Below are 19,981 nucleotides of genomic sequence, written 5' to 3'. Positions count from 1 at the left end.
CAAAAATCTCTATTAACGAGGTCTCACTATGAAAATTATAACACAGCTTAACCTTTTTGAAGATCAGGAACTGGGTGATTTGGAAAAAATTTTGATGGTATTAGATGGTCTTCCAGAAACGGATTTCTTTGACCAGTTAGAAGCCAAACGAAAACATGGTCGAAAAGATTACACCATCCAGTCCTATTTCATTGCCTATATTGCTAAAATAGTTCTTCAATTGGAAACCGATCAACAGTTGATTCGTCAGCTTAATATGAATAGTCAACTACGTCAAATCTGTGGCTTTGAAACCCACGGGGTTAAATTGAAAAATGGGACGATAAAACTAGTCCATGCCCCCTCTAAATCTGCTTATTCCCGTTTCATCCAGGACTTGGAAGAGGTCTGCCCTGATATTGAGGACTGGGTATTATCTGGCATATCTGAACTATATGACCTTCTTCCTAATTTCGGTGTTAACTTGGCCTTAGATGGTAAATTCATAGATAGCTATGCTAGTCCTTATGGTAAATATAAGAAAAAGAAAGATAAGCGTGCCGATTTAGATGCCGATAGTGGAATCAAACAGTGCCCTCATAAAAATGGGATGGTAACTAAAGAAACCCATTATGGCTATCGTTGTCATCTTATCGTTGATACGACCTATGAATTACCTGTGGCTTGGAGAGTAACACCAGCCTCAAAAGGGGAACCAACGGTTGCGAAAGAGCTCATCAGGAACCTCAGTCCAATGACGCTTGAAAAAGGGAAGTACCTAATGGCAGACAAAGGCTACAGTGGCAGCCCTCTTCAAGCTCTTTTGGAGGAGGCTCATATCGTCACAATCATTGATAACCCACATAAGTGGAAAAAGAATGGCACTAGGCAATATTTGGATACCGATTTGATTTATAACCAATCAGGAGAAGTGTTTTGGGTAGATGATAGAGGCCAAGCGATTCAGCTCATGTACAAGGGCTATGATTCTTCTAGTGATAGTTTACGATATGGTTTTCACCCTAAGTATCAAGATAACTGTATTTTTCGTTTAAAACGATGTGTTGAACCGATTATCTTTAATCAAGTAGCGCGAGATAGTAAGAAGTTCAAGAGGCTATACAGGAAGCGAATAGCTGTGGAGCGAGTGAATGGACGATTAGACAGAGACTTTAGGTTTGAGACCCATACTATTCGAGGGTTAAAGAAGATGAGTTTAGCTGTTGCCATGAGCTTTTTAGTCATGCTCGGCTTTGCCTTAAGGAAAGCCAAGTCAGGGACAAGGACTCACCTTGCGAGCTGGGTAGTTTAACTGGTTCAAAAAAATCACCACATAAACAAGGGGTTATTTCGCCCTTTTTTGCATTTAATTGGAAGAAAGGGCATCAGTGAATATTGTTGAGCAATTGTTAAGACAAGGAAAGTCATTATTATCTCCCTTTGGACTATAACAAATTGGACAACAATATTAACTACGGGAATGATTCAATTTGAAAACCTCTTGACAAAGTGCCAGAAAGTGAGTATACTAAGAAAGTTGTCAGCTGATTAGCGCAAGTATCAATAAAAAGTAAAAAAAGTTATTGACAAAGCCTTAAGAAGCTGATAGAATAAAGAAGTTGCCTCGCAAGAGGGGAAAGACCTTTGAGAACTGAATAAGACGAACCAAAAAGTGAAGAGGGGTTTATAAGCAGTATAGACTCCGTCAAAGCAAAAATAAATCTGTCAGCGGACAGAAAAGAACGAGTAAGTTCAAACTAAATGAGAGTTTGATCCTGGCTCAGGACGAACGCTGGCGGCGTGCCTAATACATGCAAGTAGAACGCTTTGGACTGGTGCTTGCACTAGTTCAAGGAGTTGCGAACGGGTGAGTAACGCGTAGGTAACCTACCTGATAGCGGGGGATAACTATTGGAAACGATAGCTAATACCGCATAATAGAGTAAGACACATGTTTCACTCTTAAAAGGGGCAACAGCTCCACTATGAGATGGACCTGCGTTGTATTAGCTAGTTGGTGAGGTAAAGGCTCACCAAGGCGACGATACATAGCCGACCTGAGAGGGTGAACGGCCACACTGGGACTGAGACACGGCCCAGACTCCTACGGGAGGCAGCAGTAGGGAATCTTCGGCAATGGACGCAAGTCTGACCGAGCAACGCCGCGTGAGTGAAGAAGGTTTTCGGATCGTAAAGCTCTGTTGTTAGAGAAGAATGGTAATGGGAGTGGAAAATCCATTACGTGACGGTAACTAACCAGAAAGGGACGGCTAACTACGTGCCAGCAGCCGCGGTAATACGTAGGTCCCGAGCGTTGTCCGGATTTATTGGGCGTAAAGCGAGCGCAGGCGGTTTTTTAAGTCTGAAGTTAAAGGCAGTGGCTTAACCATTGTATGCTTTGGAAACTGGAGAACTTGAGTGCAGAAGGGGAGAGTGGAATTCCATGTGTAGCGGTGAAATGCGTAGATATATGGAGGAACACCGGTGGCGAAAGCGGCTCTCTGGTCTGTAACTGACGCTGAGGCTCGAAAGCGTGGGGAGCAAACAGGATTAGATACCCTGGTAGTCCACGCCGTAAACGATGAGTGCTAGGTGTTAGGCCCTTTCCGGGGCTTAGTGCCGGAGCTAACGCATTAAGCACTCCGCCTGGGGAGTACGACCGCAAGGTTGAAACTCAAAGGAATTGACGGGGGCCCGCACAAGCGGTGGAGCATGTGGTTTAATTCGAAGCAACGCGAAGAACCTTACCAGGTCTTGACATCCTTCTGACCGGCCTAGAGATAGGCTTTCCCTTTTGGGCAGAAGTGACAGGTGGTGCATGGTTGTCGTCAGCTCGTGTCGTGAGATGTTGGGTTAAGTCCCGCAACGAGCGCAACCCTTATTGTTAGTTGCCATCATTAAGTTGGGCACTCTAGCGAGACTGCCGGTAATAAACCGGAGGAAGGTGGGGATGACGTCAAATCATCATGCCCCTTATGACCTGGGCTACACACGTGCTACAATGGTTGGTACAACGAGTCGCAAGCCGGTGACGGCAAGCTAATCTCTGAAAGCCAATCTCAGTTCGGATTGTAGGCTGCAACTCGCCTACATGAAGTCGGAATCGCTAGTAATCGCGGATCAGCACGCCGCGGTGAATACGTTCCCGGGCCTTGTACACACCGCCCGTCACACCACGAGAGTTTGTAACACCCGAAGTCGGTGAGGTAACCGTTTAGGAGCCAGCCGCCTAAGGTGGGATAGATGATTGGGGTGAAGTCGTAACAAGGTAGCCGTATCGGAAGGTGCGGCTGGATCACCTCCTTTCTAAGGATAAGGAACTTTTTGGGATTTGTCTTATTTAGTTTTGAGAGGTCTTATAATAGAATAGACACACCACTAATAATGAAACCAGCCGTTTATTAGTCGGGGGCCTTAGCTCAGCTGGGAGAGCGCCTGCTTTGCACGCAGGAGGTCAGCGGTTCGATCCCGCTAGGCTCCATTATCTAGGATACAAAGAGATGTTCGGCTTGCCGAAATTTCTGTAGAAAAATAGGAAACAGACGCTGTGTGCTTGCACACAAGGAAGTTTATCTTTTTTCCTAAGAAATTAATCTCGTGTTCCACTAGATAAATGATATTTGAATACGAACCTAAACTTACTAGAAATAAGTCAAAACCATCTGGTGTCTGAAGACACCTCACTGGTTTGTTCCTTATTTTACGCAAGTTTTACGACAAGTCGTAACGGTTCTTAAAATCATAATAGTCCATTGAAAATTGAATATCTATATCAAATTCCACAATTATGAAAATGATTGTAGAAAAGTAACAAGAAAGAAACCGAAAAAAAGATAAACGCGAACCTATTAAAAAAATAAAGAAGGTCGAAAGACTGGAACTAAGGTTAAGTTAATAAGGGCGCACGGTGGATGCCTTGGCACTAGAAGCCGAAGAAGGACGTGACAAACGACGAAATGCTTTGGGGAGCTGTAAGTAAGCGCTGATCCAGAGATGTCCGAATGGGGGAACCCACTAACTAAAGGTTAGTATCCATAACTGTTAAGGTTATGAGAAGGAAGACGCAGTGAACTGAAACATCTAAGTAGCTGCAGGAAGAGAAAGCAAAAGCGATTGCCAAAGTAGCGGCGAGCGAAAGGGCAAGAGGGCAAACCAAGGAGTTTACTCCTTGGGGTTGTAGGACTGCGACGTGGGATCAGATACTATAGACGAATGACCTGGGAAGGTCAGCCAAAGGGAGTAACAGCCTCGTAGTTGAAATAGTAGATGACTCTAGCAGGATCCTGAGTACGGCGAGACACGCGAAATCTCGTTGGAATCTGGGAGGACCATCTCCCAACCCTAAATACTCTCTAGTGACCGATAGTGAACCAGTACCGTGAGGGAAAGGTGAAAAGCACCCCGGGAGGGGAGTGAAAGAGAACCTGAAACCGTGTGCCTACAAGAAGTTCGAGCCCGTTAATGGGTGAGAGCGTGCCTTTTGTAGAATGAACCGGCGAGTTACGTTTACGTGCGAGGTTAAGTTGAAGAGACGGAGCCGTAGGGAAACCGAGTCTTAATAGGGCGAAATAGTACGTAGATGTAGACCCGAAACCATGTGACCTACCCATGAGCAGGTTGAAGGTGCGGTAAAACGCACTGGAGGACCGAACCAGGGCACGTTGAAAAGTGCTTGGATGACTTGTGGGTAGCGGAGAAATTCCAAACGAACTTGGAGATAGCTGGTTCTCTCCGAAATAGCTTTAGGGCTAGCGTCGAAGTAAGTCTCTTGGAGGTAGAGCACTGTTTGGGTGAGGGGTCCATCCCGGATTACCAATCTCAGATAAACTCCGAATGCCAAGACGATATATTCGGCAGTCAGACTGCGAGTGCTAAGATCCGTAGTCGAAAGGGAAACAGCCCAGACCACCAGCTAAGGTCCCCAAATAATTGTTAAGTGGAAAAGGATGTGGGGTTGCACAGACAACTAGGATGTTAGCTTAGAAGCAGCTATTCATTCAAAGAGTGCGTAATAGCTCACTAGTCGAGTGACCCTGCGCCGAAAATGTACCGGGGCTAAAACAATTTACCGAAGCTGTGGATTACCTTTAGAGGTAATGGTAGGAGAGCGTTCTATGTGTGAAGAAGGTATACCGTGAGGAGTGCTGGAACGCATAGAAGTGAGAATGCCGGTATGAGTAGCGAAAGACAGGTGAGAATCCTGTCCACCGTAAGACTAAGGATTCCAGGGGAAGGCTCGTCCGCCCTGGGTTAGTCGGGACCTAAGGAGAGACCGAAAGGTGTATCCGATGGGCAACAGGTTGATATTCCTGTACTAGTATGTATAGTGAAGGAGGGACGCAGCAGGCTAACTAAAGCGTGCGAGTGGAAGAGCACGTCTAAGCAGTGAGGTGTGAGATGAGTTAAATGCTTATCTCTGTAACATTGAGCTGTGATGGGGAGCGAAATGTAAGTAGCGAAGTTAGTGATGTCACACTGCCAAGAAAAGCTTCTAGCGTTTAACTACATACTACCCGTACCGCAAACCGACACAGGTAGTCGAGGCGAGTAGCCTCAGGTGATCGAGAGAACTCTCGTTAAGGAACTCGGCAAAATGACCCCGTAACTTAGGGAGAAGGGGTGCTGATAGTGATATCAGCCGCAGTGAATAGGCCCAAGCAACTGTTTATCAAAAACACAGCTCTCTGCTAAATCGTAAGATGATGTATAGGGGGTGACGCCTGCCCGGTGCTGGAAGGTTAAGAGGAGGGTTTAGCGCAAGCGACGATCTGAATTGAAGCCCCAGTAAACGGCGGCCGTAACTATAACGGTCCTAAGGTAGCGAAATTCCTTGTCGGGTAAGTTCCGACCCGCACGAAAGGCGTAATGATTTGGGCACTGTCTCAACGAGAGACTCGGTGAAATTTTAGTACCTGTGAAGATGCAGGTTACCCGCGACAGGACGGAAAGACCCCATGGAGCTTTACTGCAGTTTGATATTGAGTATCTGTAGGACATGTACAGGATAGGTAGGAGCCATAGAGAACGGGACGCCAGTTTCGTTGGAGGCGTTGTTGGGATACTACCCTTGTGTTATGGCTACTCTAACCCGGATAGGTTAGCCCTATCGGAGACAGTGTCTGACGGGCAGTTTGACTGGGGCGGTCGCCTCCTAAAGAGTAACGGAGGCGCCCAAAGGTTCCCTCAGACTGGTTGGAAATCAGTCGCAGAGTGTAAAGGTATAAGGGAGCTTGACTGCGAGAGCAACACCTCGAGCAGGGACGAAAGTCGGGCTTAGTGATCCGGTGGTACCGCATGGAAGGGCCATCGCTCAACGGATAAAAGCTACCCTGGGGATAACAGGCTTATCTCCCCCAAGAGTTCACATCGACGGGGAGGTTTGGCACCTCGATGTCGGCTCGTCGCATCCTGGGGCTGTAGTCGGTCCCAAGGGTTGGGCTGTTCGCCCATTAAAGCGGCACGCGAGCTGGGTTCAGAACGTCGTGAGACAGTTCGGTCCCTATCCGTCGCGGGCGAAGGAAATTTGAGAGGATCTGCTCCTAGTACGAGAGGACCAGAGTGGACTTACCGCTGGTGTACCAGTTGTCTTGCCAAAGGCATCGCTGGGTAGCTATGTAGGGAAGGGATAAGCGCTGAAAGCATCTAAGTGCGAAGCCCGCCTCAAGATGAGATTTCCCATGATTTTATATCAGTAAGAGCCCTGAGAGAAGATCAGGTAGATAGGTTAGGAGTGGAAGTGTAGTGATACATGAAGCGGACTAAAACTAATAGCTCGAGGACTTATCCGAGGATAATAGAAAAGTTTATTGACATAGAGGTAGAGTTCTTGTTAAGATAGAGGTATTCAATTTTGAGTGGACGATTAGAAGACAGTTCACCCAAGCAGTTAAGTGACGATAGCCTAGGAGATACACCTGTTTCCATGCCGAACACAGCAGTTAAGCCCTAGAACGCCTGAAGTAGTTGGGGGTTGCCCCCTGTTAGATACGGTAGTTGCTTAGCCATGATCCGCCATAGCTCAGTTGGTAGTAGCGCATGACTGTTAATCATGATGTCGTAGGTTCGAGTCCTACTGGCGGAGTTGAGAGAAGAGAGATTAGGAGGGAACCTTATCTTTTCTTTTTATACTTGTTGGCAAAAGAGAAGACGAAAGCAGTCTTCTTTTTTGTTATAGTTAAAAGCGGCTCATTGTCAACTGTAGTGGGTGACTTATAACTTATAGCTAAGCACGAGAGGAGACGAAATTCGTCTTCTCTTTTACTATGTTCAAAGCGATAAGAATTCTTGTTTTAAAGTTTTCAAAGTTCCGAAAACCAAAGGCATTGCGCTTAATATCTTTGATCAGTTTGTTTGTCGCCTCAAGTTTGGCGTTCGAATGGCAGCTGGATGGCATTAGAGACATATGGTTTGTAGCGAACAAGGGTATGGAGAGCTGTCTTGAAAGTTTGATTGAGGTTGGAGGAAGCCTCTGTTATCAGGTCAAAGAAATGGTCAGGTTTTTCTCTTGCAGGTGGAAAAGCAGGAGCTGATAAAGGTCGTAGTAGCCCTTTAATTCAGGTACCAGCTGGAAGATTTTGGTTAGGCATTCTTTTGGCGTGATTGTTTCTCTAAAAGTTCTTGAATAAAAGCGGTGCAGCGAGAGTTTTCGACTATCTTTCAAGACCAATTTCCAGTAGTACTTCAAGGCTCGGTATTCAAGGGATTTCTTGTCAAACAGCTTCATGAGTTGAATGCGGGTTAGGTTTAAAGCCCGATTCAGGTGCTGGACACTATGGAAACGGTCAAGGACAATCTCAGCCTTTGGGAATAGGATTTTGATGAGGGGAATGTAAGAACCAGACATATCAACAGTAACGATTTTAACGCTGTTTCTAGCCTTTTTAGAGTACCTAAAGAAATGATTGCGAAGGGTTGTTTGCGTCCGATTATCAAGGATGGTGATGATTTTCTTGGTTTCAAAATCCTGAGCGATGAAGGCGAGTTTCCCCTTTCGATAAGCAAATTCGTCAATGGAGAGCACCTCAGGCAGTTGCGAGAAGTCTTCCTTGAAGGAGAACTGCTTGAGTTTTCGATGGACGGTTGATGGAGAAACCGCTAGGTTTTGAGCGATGTGTGTCAGCGCTTGACGGTTGAGCAGACCTTGAGCGACCTTTTGCCTAAGAGGCTCAGAGATTTGGCGGTTCTTTCGCACCAAATTGGTTTCAGAAACAGTAACCTTACGACAGCTTTTGCATTGAAACCGACGTTTTTTAAGCCTGATCAGACTAGGAAAGCCATTGATGTCAAGAAATGGGATTTTCGACGGCTTTTGGAAGTCGTATTTTATCTGTTTTCCACCACAAGTCGGACACTCTTTAGGCTCATAATCCAGCCTTGCATAGAGTTCAATGTGCGTCTTATGTTGAAAAACGTTGTCTAAAGTTATATTTTTATCTTTAATTCCGATTAATTCTGTGGTATTCTTAAGGTGTTCCATATGACACTTTCTAATGAGTTGATTTGTTGCTTTTCATTATAAGTCATATGGAACTTTTTATCTGCATGAAAAAGGCCCATAATCTCCAGAGTGGATTTACCCACTACAGATATTATAGAGCCAGAATTGAAAGAAGGTTTGCATTTTAAGCGAAAAAAGGTTACTATAGAGAGGAAGATAAGAGCACCCTTAGCTCAACTGGATAGAGTACCTGACTACGAATCAGGCGGTTAGAGGTTCGACTCCTCTAGGGTGCAAAAAAGAAGAGAACCCAAGCCTCAGGTTCTTAGATTGAAGACAGCGTCTGTTAGGACTGCTTGCTTCAATCTTTTTTATTTGATCGCAGAAGCGTAAGAGCGCCTATCCTGCTGTGCTTTGAAGATTTCTAAGAGATGTCACTTCTTTATCCTCTGTGTTTTAGAGGGATGGTCTGTAGTCTGCATTTCGAACATGACATCCTTGTCATGTTCTTTTTTAGTGGAAGCTTTTATACTTAAGAAAAAGTAAAAGGATAGGAAGGAGTCGGTAATAACAAGAATGGTAGAGAAGTTATTTGAAGAGGTTAAACCTATTATTCTTAAAAGTCGGCGGAAATATTACATTCAACTTTGGGATCAAGAAGATTGGTTACAGGAGGGTCGGATTATCTTATACCAACTCTTAGCTAGTCACCCGACATTATATGAGGATAGGGGGCGGTTATTAGTGTACTTTAAGACGAAGTTTAATAACTACGTCAAGGATGTGATTAGAGGGCAAGAGTCCCTGAAGCGCCGTTTTCATAAGCTGCCATATGAAGAAATCAGTGAGGTTGGGCATCGATTAGCGAGTGGTAGTCTAGACGTTGGGGAGTCGGTATGTATAAGGGAGCAGCTAAGAGTCCTGAGAGAGGAGCTTAGTGAAGAGGAGGGGGCATTATTAGATAAGTTAGTTAGTGGGGAGCGTTTTCCTGGGCGTTGTGCCTTATTGCGGAAATTAAAGCCTTATTTTATTGATTTTTTAGACTAGGTGGACCTGCTTAACTCTTACTGGCACGGGGAGCGGCACTAACTGAAAATTCATGAGAAACGAATTGCTGCATTTCCATTATAATTGACTATTTTTTGAGAATGTCATTACTATATTTCAAAACATATCAGGGAACAAACACTGTTTACAGATCTAGTTAAAGATGGCTGCGCAAGTCTTTTTTGATCAGGCAGGCATCCATTTGTGCTAGAACATTTTAGAATGTTTGGGAAATCAAAAGTCTTTAATACTGTTTTTCTTTACTGACTTGTCGTCAAATGCTACTATGATTTGCATTACTTTTACAGTTGAATATGGTATAATTAGCATAATAATGTTAATTTTGGAGATGTAATGAGCATAGATGATTATAGGCCGACCTTCACGGTTGAGGCAGTTTATGATTTAAGAGCAGATGATTTATTAAGAAAAGGAATTACAGCTGTTTTAGTTGATTTAGATAATACATTGATTGCTTGGGATAATCCAGATGGCACCCCAGAAGTGCGTGCATGGCTGGATGAAATGACTATTGCAGATATTTCAGTAGTGGTTGTATCTAATAATACGGAGGCAAGAGTGGCTCGAGCGGTTTCTAAATTTGGGGTTGATTTTGTCAGCCGTGCGATGAAACCTTTTTCTTTTGGCATTAATACAGCAATTGAGCGCTATGGTTTTAACCGTTCAGAAGTTATTCTGGTTGGTGATCAGTTAATGACCGATATTAGAGCCAGCCATCGGGCAGGAATTCAGTCCGTCTTGGTGAAACCACTTGTATCATCTGATGCTTGGAAAACCAAAATTAATCGTTTTAGAGAAAAGCGTGTTTTAAGGAAACTTGAAGCTAAATATGGAAAACTAATATATCAAAAAGGGATTTAATGGAAGAGCTGATTTGTATAGGTTGTGGGGCGCAAATCCAAACAACTGATAAAGAAAAAATAGGCTATACGCCGCAAAGTGCGGTTGAACAGGGTATAGAGTCAGGAAATTTATATTGTCAACGTTGTTTTCGTTTAAGAAACTATAATGATATTTCTGATGTTCATATTTCAGATGATGAATTTTTACAATTATTGCATGAAGTAGGAAATAGTGATGCTTTAGTAGTTAATGTTGTAGATATTTTTGATTTTAACGGGTCAGTGATTCCTGGACTAAATCGTTTTGTGTCAGGGAATGATGTTCTTTTAGTCGGTAATAAATGCGATATTTTGCCAAAATCTGTCAAGGAGCGAAAAATTGTGCACTGGCTAACCGAACGAGCACAGGAAGAGGGCTTGCGTCCAGTTGATGTTTTACTAACCAGTGCCCAACATAGCTATGCGATTAAAGAGCTTATTGAAAAGATTAATGCCTACCGAAAAGGCCGAGATGTCTATGTGGTTGGTGTGACCAATGTAGGAAAATCAACTTTAATCAATGCGATTATTCAAGAAATAACGGGGAACAAAAATATCCTTACGACCTCACGTTTTCCAGGTACAACACTTGATAAAATTGAGATTCCACTTGATGATGGTCATTTCATTTTTGATACACCAGGTATTATTCATCGTCATCAGATGGCGCATTATCTGCCGCCTAAAGATTTGAAGTATATTAGCCCGAAAAAAGAAATTAAACCCAAAACCTATCAATTAAATCCTGAGCAAACCTTATTTTTAGGTGGTTTAGCACGTTTTGATTTTATTAGCGGAACACGGCAAGGCTTTACAGCTTATTTTGATAATAATTTGCCTGTCCATCGCACAAAATTGGGTGGCGCTAGCGATTTTTACAAAAAGCATGTGGGACAGTTATTAGCTCCCCCTGAGAAGAAGGACCTTAAGGATTTTCCTAGTCTAGTCAAAAAAGAATTTAGCTTATCTGAGCGGACGGATATTGTCTTTTCAGGACTTGGTTGGATTCGGGTTAATGCTAGCGCTGACAATCGGGTAAGGGTAGCTGGCTGGGTGCCTGAAGGCGTAGCAGTCTTGGCTCGTAAAGCAATTATCTAAACATATAGTTACAATCAAGTGGTCCTAATAGAGGAGTGAGAAGGGAAAACGATGTTAACAAGTAAACAACGCGCTTTTTTGAAATCAGAAGCTCATGGGCTTAAGCCAATTATACAAATTGGTAAGAATGGCTTAAATAATCAGATTAAAACAAGTATTCGCCAGGCCTTGGATGCTAGAGAGTTAATCAAGGTGACCTTGTTACAAAACACGGACGAAGATATTCATGAGGTTGCAGAAATATTAGAGGATGAAATTGGTTGTGACACGGTGTTAAAAATTGGTCGAATCATGATTTTATACAAGGTATCAGCAAAAAAAGAAAATCGAAAGTTATCGGCAAAAGTAAAGGCAATATAAGTCTAACTAGCTTTGTAGATAATGAATTGTTAGTGTTGGAGAAACTATGGCTTTAGAACTGGTAACACCTTTCACCAAGGTGGAATTAGAAACTGAAAAAACAGATAATAATCGAAAACAGGTAGGCATTTTAGGTGGCAATTTCAATCCTGTTCATAATGCTCACCTGGTTGTGGCTGATCAAGTCAGACAACAATTAGGTTTGGATGAGGTTTTGTTAATGCCGGAATACCTGCCGCCGCATGTTGATAAAAAAGAAACAATTGAAGAAGAATATCGATTGCGCATGTTGGAGCTTGCCATTGCAGATGTACCTGGTTTAGGTATTGAGAAAAAGGAATTGGATCGTAAGGGGATAAGTTATACTTATGATACGTTTTCCCTTCTTATTAAAGAACATCCAGATGTTGATTATTATTTTATCATTGGTGGTGATATGGTGGAATATTTGCCCAAATGGTATCGGATTGATGAACTCATTGATATGGTTCAATTTGTGGGTGTACAACGTCCTAGATACAAGGCAGGAACTTCTTATCCGATTATTTGGGTGGATGTTCCATCTCTAGATATTTCATCAAGCATGATACGTGATTTTATTAAGAAAGGGCGAAAGCCTCATTATTTGTTACCATCAAAGGTTCTGGACTATATTGAAAAAGAAGGTTTATATCAATGACGTTTCAACCTTATTTAGAGATTTCTAGAGATAGATTATTAAAAAAAATTGCTTCGCAGATGAGTGAAGAACGATTTAATCATATCCTTAGAGTGGAAGAAGCAGCGCTTGAATTGGCTCAGCGTTATGGCTGTGATGAGACAAAAGCCAGCCTAGCTGCCTTATTACATGATTATGCTAAAGAATGCTCTGACCAAGAATTTTTGGATTTGATTGAAACACATCACCTTGATAAGGACCTACGCCATTGGAATAATAATATTTGGCATGGCAAGGTGGGGATTTATAAGATTATTAAGGACTTTAATCTCAGGGATCCTGAAATTTTGCGAGCTATTGAGATTCATACAGTCGGAGCTCCAGATATGACATTACTGGATAAAGTCTTGTACGTGGCTGATTATATTGAAAAAGGAAGAGACTTTCCAGTAGTGAGCCAAGCAAGGACAATTGCACAAACAGATTTGGACAAGGCTGTCGCTTTTGAAACGGCCCATACCATCATGTATCTTGCTTCCAAAGCTGCTGCGATTTATCCTCAAACGCTTGAAACCTATAATGCCTACTGTCACTATTTAAAGGAAAATGAATCATAAATGAAAAAAGAAGAATTACTTAAACTTGTTGTGCAAGCAGCAGATGAAAAACGGGCTGAAGACCTTGTTGCTTTAGACTTAGAACAGATAAGTAGCTTGACGGATTATTTTGTTATCATGAGTTCAAGCAACAGTCGTCAATTGGAAGCTATTGCCGATAATATCCGTGAAAAAGTTAAGGCTGCTGGATTAGATGCTAGCCATATTGAAGGTGATAGTAAGGCCGGTTGGGTTCTACTTGATTTAAATGACGTTGTGGTACATATCTTTTCGCAAGAACAGCGTTTGCATTACAATATTGAAAAATTATGGCATGAAGCACCGATTATTGCTTTAGAAGATTATTTGAAAGCCTAAGTGGATGAGGTTGAAATAGGGTAGTCAAGTCAACTCTGTCTCAGCCTTCTTTTCAACGTGCTAATGAAAGCAGTTAGGGCTTTTTGGTCGAGCTAAAATGATTACGTTTAATGAAAATACCTCTCATATCCTAGAAAGGATAGTGTTTCATTTGGTTTTAAGTCTGGTAATGCCTATGAAAGTAGCCAAATGAACACTTGAAAATGATGAAATGGCAACTTATGAAACCTTTGCATCGGTTTATGATGCTATTATGGATGACACCCTATACGGCAAGTGGACGGATTTTTCGCTCCGCCATTTTCCCAAGAATAAAAAAAAGCTACTTGAACTGGCTTGTGGGACGGGGATTCAATCAATTCACTTTGCTAAGGCAGGTTTTGAGGTAACAGGACTTGACTTAAGTGCGGAGATGTTGGCAATTGCTAAAAGGCGGGCTTTAGAGGCTCATGAAAATATTTCTTTTATTGAAGGAAATATGCTTGACTTGACTCAAGTAGGTCACTATGATCTAGTTACCTGCTACTCGGATTCCATTTGCTATATGCGAGATGAAGTTGAGGTGGGTGAAGTTTTTACTGAGGTCTTCAATGCTCTGAATGCTGGGGGAACTTTCATTTTTGATGTCCATTCCACTTATCAAATGGATACGATCTTTCCCGAATACTCCTATCATGAAAATGCAGAGGATTTTGCAATGGTGTGGGATAGCTACCCAGATGATGCTCCCCACTCTGTTGTCCATGAGCTGACCTTTTTTATGAAAGAGGCAGACGGGACGTTCTCGCGTCATGATGAGATCCATGAAGAGCGCACTTATGAGATATTGACCTATGATATTTTGCTTGAGCAAGCAGGTTTTGCGGATGTTAAGGTTTATGCAGATTTTGAAGATCATGCGCCAAGGGCAAGCTCAAGACGTTGGTTCTTTGTAGCAAAGAAGTAAGTGTCAATCGGGGCAAATAGCAATTGTAGTGAGTCCGTAAAAACCACATTTGAAAAGGTAACTTGCTGCCCTCTTATCAAAAGTTATAAGCCATCCACTACCCAAATTAGGTTACTATTGCTAGCTATCTTGAAAAAAGAAGTAGTTAGTGAAATCTATGACCTGGGAAACTTAGCGGAATCTTTTGTGAGTATGTTTTGATTTGTAGACAATACAGTCACGACTAAGCATTCGCAAATAATAAAGATACTTAGTGGTAGCTATAACAGAGGCTATTCTCCCCTTAAATGTCCCTCAATTTTGGTAATATGTGCAAGCCTTACTTAATAGTATACGAAAATTTGGAGATATAATGACCGTTACAGGAATTATTGCAGAATTTAATCCCTTTCATAATGGCCACAAATATTTATTAGATCAGGTTGATAGTCTCAAGATTGTGGCGATGTCGGGTAATTTTGTTCAACGAGGTGAGCCAGCTATAGTGGATAAGTGGACTAGGACCCAAATGGCTTTAGCCAGTGGTGCTGATTTAGTCGTTGAATTGCCTTTTCTAGTGGCAGTTCAATCTGCCGATTATTTTGCTGAAGGGGCAATGGCAATCTTACATCAACTGAGTGTAGAACAGTTGGCTTTTGGAACAGAAGAAATCATTGATTACAATCAGATTGGTGCTGATTACCTTAAACAAAAACATCACATGCAGCAGTTCCTTGATAAGCAGCCTGAACACCTCTCTTATCCTCAGAAGGCTCAGTCCATGTGGCAGCAATTTGCCGGGCTTCATTTCTCAGGTGCCACGCCTAATCATATTTTAGGCTTGGCCTATGCTAAGGCTGCTAGTGAATATGGCATCCGCTTACATCCGATTCAACGGCAGGGCGCTAGCTATCATTCCAAAGAAAAAGCAGTTGCTTATGCCTCGGCCACCAGCCTTCGTCTGCACCGAGATGATCATGCTTTTGTGGCAGAATTTATGCCCTCTGCTCAGCTCTTTCAAGAAAGTCCCCAGGTTACTTGGCAGGATTACTTTGCCCTTTTGAAATATCAAATAATGACACATCCAGACTTGACCCAGGTTTATCAAGTTAATCAAGAATTGGCCAACCGCCTTAGGCAACAGATTTCGCGAGTTGAAAGTGTCGAGGAGTTGGTAGAAGCCGTGGCGACCAAGCGCTACACGAAGGCACGCATTCGGCGACTCCTAGCTTATATTTTAGTCAATGTAAGAGAGGCCCAGTTGCCTTCTGCCATTCATGTTTTGGGCTTTTCGCCAGCAGGTCAAGAATATCTCAAAACAAGGAAAAAAACAGTAGACTTGCGGACTCGCATTGGTGCGAAGCCCTGGGATCCGCTGACTCAAAGAGCAGATGCGGTTTATCAGTTGGGCAATGGACGCTTAGCTGAACAGACATGGGGACGAATACCTGTACAAAAGGAATAGCAGCACGTTCTTGCCGCTATCTTCGCCTATAGAGATTTAGGAGGATAATGTCTACCAAATTTCTAAAAAAGAGAGACTGCCCTTTCTAAACTCAGTCGGTGTGTAGGGATTTGTTGTAGGCAAGCGTGACAAATTCTATTTTACCTCCCTATCTAAAAGTGCTATAATAATAGAGCTAAAGCTTGATTAAGCTTTGCTATTTGAACGATAACTAAAAACTTTAAGCAAAGAGGAGAATCCAATGGGACGTAAGTGGGCAAATATTGTTGCGAAAAAGACAGCCAAAGATGGTGCTACTTCCAAAGTCTATGCAAAATTTGGCGTTGAAATTTATGTTGCTGCTAAGCAAGGGGATCCTGACCCAGAACTGAATACAGCCCTTAAATTTGTCATTGATCGTGCAAAACAAGCGCAAGTTCCTAAACATGTTATTGATAAGGCCATTGATAAAGCAAAGGGAAATACAGATGAAACCTTTGTGGAAGGTCGCTATGAAGGCTTTGGTCCAAATGGTTCAATGATTATTGTGGATACGTTGACTTCTAATGTTAATCGCACAGCTGCAAATGTTCGTACAGCCTATGGTAAAAACGGCGGGAACATGGGTGCTTCTGGCTCGGTTTCTTACCTGTTCGATAAAAAAGGAGTTATTGTTTTTGCTGGTGATGATGCCGACGCAATATTTGAACAATTACTTGAGGCAGATGTTGATGTTGATGATGTAGAAGCAGAAGAAGGGACAATTACGGTCTACACTGCCCCAACTGACCTTCATAAAGCAATCCAAGCATTGCGTGACAATGGCGTGGAGGAATTCCAAGTTACTGAACTTGAAATGATTCCTCAATCAGAGGTAAGCCTTGAAGGCCAAGACCTTGAAACGTTTGAAAAATTAATTGAAGCCTTGGAGTCAGACGATGATGTCCAAAAAGTTTACCATAATGTAGCTGACTTCTAAAGCTACGACACAAAACAAAGCTGAAGTTGTGCTGCTTGCTCACTTCAGTTTTTCTCATTTTAACTTGAGCTTGCACTTTTTCAGTTACGTTTGGTTCAGTCCTGATCTTGTCTAGAGAAGCGAATTTACTACTAGTATAAGGAGTGATAGTTATTTCTTAAGCCCTTGATAGGTAAATGGTATTAGGCAAAATCTCAGGACTTCGCTAAAATAGAAGTTAAGTAAAAAGATAGGGAGGGATAACTATTGGGACGTTTAATTATTGGCATAAGTGCTAATATGAGAAAACTTGCCGAAAATGGCAATTTACCTTATGACACGGTAGCCAGGCACCTGTCACAGGCAGTAGAAACTGTAGGTGGCTTGGCCATGATTTTGCCAATCAGCAAACCAGAAACGGCCAAAGATTATATCGCAACAATTGACAAGCTCATCCTATCGGGGGGACAAAATGTTGATCCTTCCTACTATGGAGAGGAAAAAACCATTCAAAGTGATGATTATGCGCCTAATCGCGATGCCTTTGAGTTAGCTTTAATCCAAGAAGCCCTCCGGCAAGATAAGCCTATTTTAGCCATTTGCCGCGGCATGCAATTAGTCAATGTTGCCTTAGGAGGTAGTCTTTATCAATCAATTGAAGGCCACTGGGATGAAACGAATCTAAGCGATGTCCATGAAGTTGTTTTTGAGAAAGACAGTTTGCTGGGACAGCTTCTTGCAAATTCAAAGCGGATTAATTCCTTACACCGGCAGGGAATTAAACAATTAGCACCTACCTTAGTTCGCTCGGCTATTGACCCTCATGATGGCACTATTGAAGCTTTTGAGGGGCAAAGTCATCAAAAGCTACTTGGAATTCAGTGGCATCCCGAACTGATGTTTGAACAAAAAGAGCACCGAGTGCTTTTTGACTATTTTGTGAATCAATTTTAAGACACTTGAAAGTGGCAAATTGTTGTGTTGTTACGATGTAAGTGGTTACATCGCGTACTAAGCTCATAAAGGAGAGAGAAATGAAAATGAGAAAAATGATGACCGTCACCGGCCTTGCCCTAGCTTCTGTAGGTCTTTTGACTGCATGCGGAGCAAAATCACAGGACAGTAAAAGCGGCCCTAAAGAGGTAACCTTTGCAACTGTAGGAACAACGGCACCCTTTTCATATGTTAAAGATGGTAAGCTCACTGGCTATGATATTGAAGTCGCAAAAGCTGTTTTTAAAGGTTCTGATAAATATAAGGTAACCTTTAAAAAGACGGAGTGGTCATCTGTCTTTACAGGAATTGATTCAGGGAAATACCAAATGGGTGGTAATAACATTTCCTACTCAACAGAACGGGCTCAAAAATATCTCTTTTCATATCCGGTAGGAACAACACCGACAGTCTTAACTGTCCCTAAAAATAGTGATATTCAAACTTATGATGATATTGCGGGCCATAAAACACAAGTCGTGCAAGGAACGACAACAGCTAAACAGTTGGATAACTACAATAAAAAACATAGTGATCATCCAGTCGTTTTAAAATACACGAGTGAAAACATTACGCAAATGTTGACAAATCTTAATGATGGTAAGGCTGATTTTAAGATTTTTGATGCTCCTACCGTCAATGCTGTTATTAAGAATCAAGGGCTAGATAATCTAAAAACGATCCCCTTACAATCAAAAGAACAACCTAAAATTTACTTTATTTTTGGTCAGGACCAAAAAGACTTGCAACAATTTGTGAATAAACGGTTGAAAGCATTGCAAAAAGACGGCACGTTAACAAAACTCGCCAAAGAGAATCTTGGTGGTAACTATGTTCCAAGCAAAAAGGAACTGGTTCTACCAACAGACAATTAATGCCTTCAGATTGAAGAAAGAGTTCATTTTGGACCATTTTCTTCAATCTTTTTTTGTTGTGCTGCAGTTAAAAAACTCTTAGAAACATTGATATATTAACGTTTTTAAGAGTTTAACAATTTAACAGCTCACTTAGCCTTAAGCCAAATGATGACACTCTATTAGGGGTTTGTCTACGTTTTAATGACCATGACTGTCTTAATTCAGTTCAAACCAGTCTGAAATTTTCCTCTTGGACTGGGTTTTTACATTTTATCTATAGTTATTAACTATAGATAAAGCTCATTTTTAACAATTTGAATTTTAGGCTAGCTTTCGCTAGAATAGATATATTCACTGACTTTAAAAAGGAGCAAGACCTATGAAAGTAAAACATATTTTTGGCATCCTGGTCCTTAGTTTGACCGCATCTGTTCTGGTTGCCTGTGGTTCGCATAAGACTGACAACAATACCCTGACAATAGGAGTGATGACTAAAACGTCATCGGACCAAGCACGCTGGGATCAGGTTGCTAAAACTTTAGCCAAGGATAACATTACTCTAAAGTTTAAAGAGTTTACAGATTATTCCCAGCCCAACAAAGCTGTTGCCAATGGAGAAGTTGATGTCAATGCTTTTCAGCATTATAATTTTTTGACTAACTGGAACAAAGAAAACAAGAAAGATTTGGTGGCGATTGCAGATACCTATATCAGTCCGGTCCACTTGTTCTCTGGGACCAATGCCAAAGGTAAAGCTAAGTACAAGACTATTGCTGAGCTACCTAAGGGTGCGCAAATTGCCATCCCTAACGATGCCACTAATGAAAGCCGTGCCCTTTACCTCTTACAAGCTGCCGGGCTCATTAAGCTCAACGTCTCAGGTCAATCCTTGGCAACCATTTCTAATATTAAAGAAAACCGTAAGCATCTTGACATTAAAGAATTGGATGCCAGTCAGACGGCGCGTGCCCTGACGTCAGCTGATGCTGCTATTGTTAATAATTCCTATGCTGTTCCAGCCAAGATCGACTATGATTCTTCTCTTTATAAAGAATCTGTTGACAAAAATACGAAACAATGGATAAATATTATTGCTGGGCAAAAAGATTGGCAAAAGTCTGCAAAAGCTACCGCAATTAAGAAATTGATAAAGGCTTACCATAGTGACGATGTTAAAAAAGTCATTGATCAAACATCAAATAATATTGATATTGCTGTCTGGTAAGTTGCTAAAAGGTGTAGCTGGAAAGTTCCTGCTGTCACCTTTTTCATTGCTGAGCTCTTAGCTGCTTTTTAACCGATAGAGTTGGCTGGTGATGTAGCATGACGTGCTAGCTGGTGCTCTTTTA

14 protein-coding genes, 3 tRNA genes, 3 rRNA genes and 1 pseudogene are annotated in these 19,981 nt (G+C 42.1%); 20 read left to right on the top strand and 1 reads right to left on the bottom strand.

What is annotated here, in order from left to right; translation table 11 throughout:
* Positions 1-28 precede the first annotated feature (28 nt).
* From K5J94_RS09225 to K5J94_RS09200, 6 genes are all read left to right on the top strand, one after another.
* Positions 29-1,291: a transposase gene (locus K5J94_RS09225; RefSeq protein ID WP_221912573.1), complete on the top strand. Its 1,263-nt coding sequence runs from the start codon at positions 29-31 to the stop codon at positions 1,289-1,291.
* 445 nt (positions 1,292-1,736) lie between these two features.
* A 16S ribosomal RNA gene (locus K5J94_RS09220) occupies positions 1,737-3,285 on the top strand.
* 102 nt (positions 3,286-3,387) lie between these two features.
* A tRNA-Ala gene (locus tag K5J94_RS09215) sits at positions 3,388-3,460 on the top strand.
* A gap of 403 nt (positions 3,461-3,863) precedes the next feature.
* Positions 3,864-6,767: ribosomal RNA gene (locus K5J94_RS09210) — 23S ribosomal RNA — on the top strand.
* 98 nt (positions 6,768-6,865) lie between these two features.
* Positions 6,866-6,981 (top strand): 5S ribosomal RNA (rrf, locus tag K5J94_RS09205).
* Together the 16S, 23S and 5S rRNA genes with 2 tRNA genes alongside form the textbook arrangement of a ribosomal RNA operon.
* Before the next feature lie 5 nt (positions 6,982-6,986).
* A tRNA-Asn gene (locus tag K5J94_RS09200) sits at positions 6,987-7,060 on the top strand.
* Positions 7,061-7,201: 141 nt separating this feature from the next.
* Here K5J94_RS09200 and K5J94_RS09195 read toward each other — a convergent pair.
* Positions 7,202-8,455 (bottom strand): annotated as a pseudogene (locus tag K5J94_RS09195) (ISL3 family transposase).
* 183 nt (positions 8,456-8,638) lie between these two features.
* Here K5J94_RS09195 and K5J94_RS09190 point away from each other — a divergent pair.
* From K5J94_RS09190 to K5J94_RS09125, 14 genes are all read left to right on the top strand, one after another.
* A tRNA-Arg gene (locus K5J94_RS09190) sits at positions 8,639-8,712 on the top strand.
* Positions 8,713-8,992: 280 nt separating this feature from the next.
* Complete coding sequence (locus K5J94_RS09185) at positions 8,993-9,463, top strand: sigma-70 family RNA polymerase sigma factor (RefSeq protein WP_167547773.1); 471 nt, start codon at positions 8,993-8,995, stop codon at positions 9,461-9,463.
* 354 nt (positions 9,464-9,817) lie between these two features.
* Positions 9,818-10,345 carry a YqeG family HAD IIIA-type phosphatase gene (locus K5J94_RS09180; protein ID WP_159545664.1) on the top strand — a complete coding sequence of 176 codons (528 nt, stop codon included), beginning with the start codon at positions 9,818-9,820 and terminating at the stop codon, positions 10,343-10,345.
* A complete protein-coding gene (gene yqeH, locus K5J94_RS09175; protein WP_221913003.1) occupies positions 10,345-11,463 on the top strand; it encodes a ribosome biogenesis GTPase YqeH in 1,119 nt (372 codons plus the stop codon). Before K5J94_RS09180 ends, yqeH begins: the two co-directional genes overlap by 1 nt.
* Positions 11,464-11,514: 51 nt before the next feature.
* A complete protein-coding gene (yhbY, locus tag K5J94_RS09170; protein ID WP_221913002.1) occupies positions 11,515-11,823 on the top strand; it encodes a ribosome assembly RNA-binding protein YhbY in 309 nt (102 codons plus the stop codon).
* A 46-nt stretch (positions 11,824-11,869) separates the two neighbouring features.
* A complete protein-coding gene (locus K5J94_RS09165) occupies positions 11,870-12,502 on the top strand; it encodes a nicotinate-nucleotide adenylyltransferase (RefSeq protein ID WP_221913000.1) in 633 nt (210 codons plus the stop codon).
* Complete coding sequence (gene yqeK / locus K5J94_RS09160; protein WP_221912997.1) at positions 12,499-13,098, top strand: bis(5'-nucleosyl)-tetraphosphatase (symmetrical) YqeK; 600 nt, start codon at positions 12,499-12,501, stop codon at positions 13,096-13,098. Before K5J94_RS09165 ends, yqeK begins: the two co-directional genes overlap by 4 nt.
* A complete protein-coding gene (rsfS, locus tag K5J94_RS09155) occupies positions 13,099-13,455 on the top strand; it encodes a ribosome silencing factor (RefSeq protein WP_159550075.1) in 357 nt (118 codons plus the stop codon).
* 211 nt (positions 13,456-13,666) lie between these two features.
* Complete coding sequence (locus K5J94_RS09150) at positions 13,667-14,401, top strand: class I SAM-dependent DNA methyltransferase (protein WP_159564799.1); 735 nt, start codon at positions 13,667-13,669, stop codon at positions 14,399-14,401.
* A 352-nt stretch (positions 14,402-14,753) separates the two neighbouring features.
* Positions 14,754-15,845, top strand: coding sequence for a nucleotidyltransferase (locus tag K5J94_RS09145; RefSeq protein WP_221912995.1), 1,092 nt, complete (start codon positions 14,754-14,756; stop codon positions 15,843-15,845).
* A 241-nt stretch (positions 15,846-16,086) separates the two neighbouring features.
* Complete coding sequence (locus K5J94_RS09140) at positions 16,087-16,803, top strand: YebC/PmpR family DNA-binding transcriptional regulator (protein WP_159592969.1); 717 nt, start codon at positions 16,087-16,089, stop codon at positions 16,801-16,803.
* 246 nt (positions 16,804-17,049) lie between these two features.
* Positions 17,050-17,736, top strand: coding sequence for a gamma-glutamyl-gamma-aminobutyrate hydrolase family protein (locus tag K5J94_RS09135; RefSeq protein WP_159564789.1), 687 nt, complete (start codon positions 17,050-17,052; stop codon positions 17,734-17,736).
* A gap of 80 nt (positions 17,737-17,816) precedes the next feature.
* Positions 17,817-18,650, top strand: a complete 834-nt coding sequence (locus tag K5J94_RS09130) for an amino acid ABC transporter substrate-binding protein (protein ID WP_159550081.1) — start codon at positions 17,817-17,819, stop codon at positions 18,648-18,650.
* A gap of 361 nt (positions 18,651-19,011) precedes the next feature.
* Positions 19,012-19,857, top strand: a complete 846-nt coding sequence (locus K5J94_RS09125) for a MetQ/NlpA family ABC transporter substrate-binding protein (protein WP_159545647.1) — start codon at positions 19,012-19,014, stop codon at positions 19,855-19,857.
* Positions 19,858-19,981 lie beyond the last annotated feature (124 nt).

Origin of the sequence: Streptococcus halichoeri, from assembly GCF_019774635.1 — a bacterium.
Classification (GTDB): Bacteria; Bacillota; Bacilli; order Lactobacillales; family Streptococcaceae; genus Streptococcus; species Streptococcus halichoeri.
The sequence above is the reverse complement of the archived record's forward strand: the minus strand, read 5'-3'. Positions and strand labels throughout refer to the sequence as shown.

What these genes read in the sequence shown, in the direction of transcription:
- K5J94_RS09225 (WP_221912573.1), top strand. Translation starts at nt 29, where the DNA reads ATGAAAATTATAACACAGCTTAACCTTTTTGAAGATCAGGAACTGGGT.
- K5J94_RS09185 (WP_167547773.1), top strand. Translation starts at nt 8,993, where the DNA reads ATGGTAGAGAAGTTATTTGAAGAGGTTAAACCTATTATTCTTAAAAGT.
- K5J94_RS09180 (WP_159545664.1), top strand. Translation starts at nt 9,818, where the DNA reads ATGAGCATAGATGATTATAGGCCGACCTTCACGGTTGAGGCAGTTTAT.
- yqeH (WP_221913003.1), top strand. Translation starts at nt 10,345, where the DNA reads ATGGAAGAGCTGATTTGTATAGGTTGTGGGGCGCAAATCCAAACAACT.
- yhbY (WP_221913002.1), top strand. Translation starts at nt 11,515, where the DNA reads ATGTTAACAAGTAAACAACGCGCTTTTTTGAAATCAGAAGCTCATGGG.
- K5J94_RS09165 (WP_221913000.1), top strand. Translation starts at nt 11,870, where the DNA reads ATGGCTTTAGAACTGGTAACACCTTTCACCAAGGTGGAATTAGAAACT.
- yqeK (WP_221912997.1), top strand. Translation starts at nt 12,499, where the DNA reads ATGACGTTTCAACCTTATTTAGAGATTTCTAGAGATAGATTATTAAAA.
- rsfS (WP_159550075.1), top strand. Translation starts at nt 13,099, where the DNA reads ATGAAAAAAGAAGAATTACTTAAACTTGTTGTGCAAGCAGCAGATGAA.
- K5J94_RS09150 (WP_159564799.1), top strand. Translation starts at nt 13,667, where the DNA reads ATGGCAACTTATGAAACCTTTGCATCGGTTTATGATGCTATTATGGAT.
- K5J94_RS09145 (WP_221912995.1), top strand. Translation starts at nt 14,754, where the DNA reads ATGACCGTTACAGGAATTATTGCAGAATTTAATCCCTTTCATAATGGC.
- K5J94_RS09140 (WP_159592969.1), top strand. Translation starts at nt 16,087, where the DNA reads ATGGGACGTAAGTGGGCAAATATTGTTGCGAAAAAGACAGCCAAAGAT.
- K5J94_RS09130 (WP_159550081.1), top strand. Translation starts at nt 17,817, where the DNA reads ATGAAAATGAGAAAAATGATGACCGTCACCGGCCTTGCCCTAGCTTCT.
- K5J94_RS09125 (WP_159545647.1), top strand. Translation starts at nt 19,012, where the DNA reads ATGAAAGTAAAACATATTTTTGGCATCCTGGTCCTTAGTTTGACCGCA.